Origin of the sequence: Dryocola clanedunensis (genome assembly GCF_038405435.1) — a bacterium.
GTDB classification, from domain to species: domain Bacteria; phylum Pseudomonadota; class Gammaproteobacteria; order Enterobacterales; family Enterobacteriaceae; genus Dryocola; species Dryocola clanedunensis_A.
This window is the reverse complement of the sequence record NZ_JBBYHZ010000030.1, coordinates 1,578-2,773: the sequence shown is the minus strand read 5'-3', so window position 1 is coordinate 2,773 and position 1,196 is coordinate 1,578. Positions and strand designations below refer to the sequence as shown.

Sequence of the window (1,196 nt, the reverse complement as noted above, 5' to 3'; positions counted from 1 at the left end):
GGTGAGGGCGGTATGCCTGAAATCTACCAGGCCAGCAGCGGGAAGCAATTCATGATCCCCGGCGATAACGGCAAGGTCATCAGCAACAAGGATATGCAGAGCGGAAGCGGTGGAGGTGGTGGCGTTGTTGTAAACATCAATAACTACACCAGTTCAAACGTGGACGCGCAGGCCACGCCTGATGGTAAAGGTGGGTGGACAGTTGATGCGTTCGTTTATGACATTAGCAACGGCGGCCCAGCGAGTCAGGCCATTGAGCAGTATCACCAGGCACCGAGAAAAGCGCGAGGCTAGTTATTGCGTTACCTTGCGCAATCTCTTTGATACCATTTGGGAAAATATTAATAACGGGATATGGATATGAAGAAGGTTTTGCTGGCGCTGGTCATTACCACGATGCTGTCTGGTTGCGTTTATCGCAGCACCGCTCACGCAGGAAAGGATTTCGACGAAACCAAGTCATCCCAGATTGTTTCCGGTAAAACAACCGAAGCTGACATGCTGAGATTGCTCGGTGAACCAATTAAAAAGGATGTGGTTAGCGATCATGAGGTGAAGTGGGTTTACGAATACGTGACCTCTAACGCCGCTGTGCGCGTGTTCAGCATGAAGCCAAAGGTTGATGTTACCAAGAAGACGCTTGAGGTGCTGATGCGCGATGGCGTTGTGGTTAACCATGCCCTTACCAACCCAGGCAAAACTCAGTACAAATAAAACAAACAACCATCAATAGACCTCGCTCCGGCGGGGTTTTTTTATGCCCGGAGAACGGTAAATGGCAATTGCTTACCCGGACTGGCTCCCGCTGGCCCAGAAGTCGAAAACACCCAAGCCAGATGCTGGCTTTCGCACTGACCTTCCGCAAGTTGGCGCGCCAATATTCCAGAAACTAACCGATGACACTAAAACCGGTTTCTCGCTGACATGGATATTCACGCTGGCTGAGCACCGCGCATTTCTGCAGTGGGAAAGAAGCCCAAACTATCTTGATAAGTCTAATCAGTGGTTTTTGATGCCAGTTGGTATTGGGTCTGGCGCATCCGGTGACCCTGAAATGCAGGAGCTTCATTTCACTGCCAGGCCAACGTGGAGTCAAAGCGGATCGGTTTTCACATGGACTGGCGACGTGGTCACCAGGGAGCTGAAAAACTCGGATGATGACTACGCCGACATTATTGTTGAGCTGCCGCCGCCGA

The 1,196-nt window shown here is 51.2% G+C and carries 2 protein-coding genes and 1 pseudogene; all 3 read left to right on the top strand.

Annotated elements, in window-relative coordinates; translation table 11 throughout:
• Positions 1-294: pseudogene (locus AAE045_RS23085) on the top strand (tape measure protein); the annotation flags it as partial.
• 66 nt (positions 295-360) lie between these two features.
• Positions 361-714 (top strand): membrane lipoprotein lipid attachment site-containing protein, encoded by a 354-nt coding sequence (locus AAE045_RS23080; protein ID WP_455549665.1) that lies wholly within the window; start codon positions 361-363, stop codon positions 712-714.
• A gap of 61 nt (positions 715-775) precedes the next feature.
• Positions 776-1,196 (top strand): hypothetical protein (locus tag AAE045_RS23075; RefSeq protein WP_455549664.1); only part of this gene is annotated, 421 nt, incomplete at its 3' end.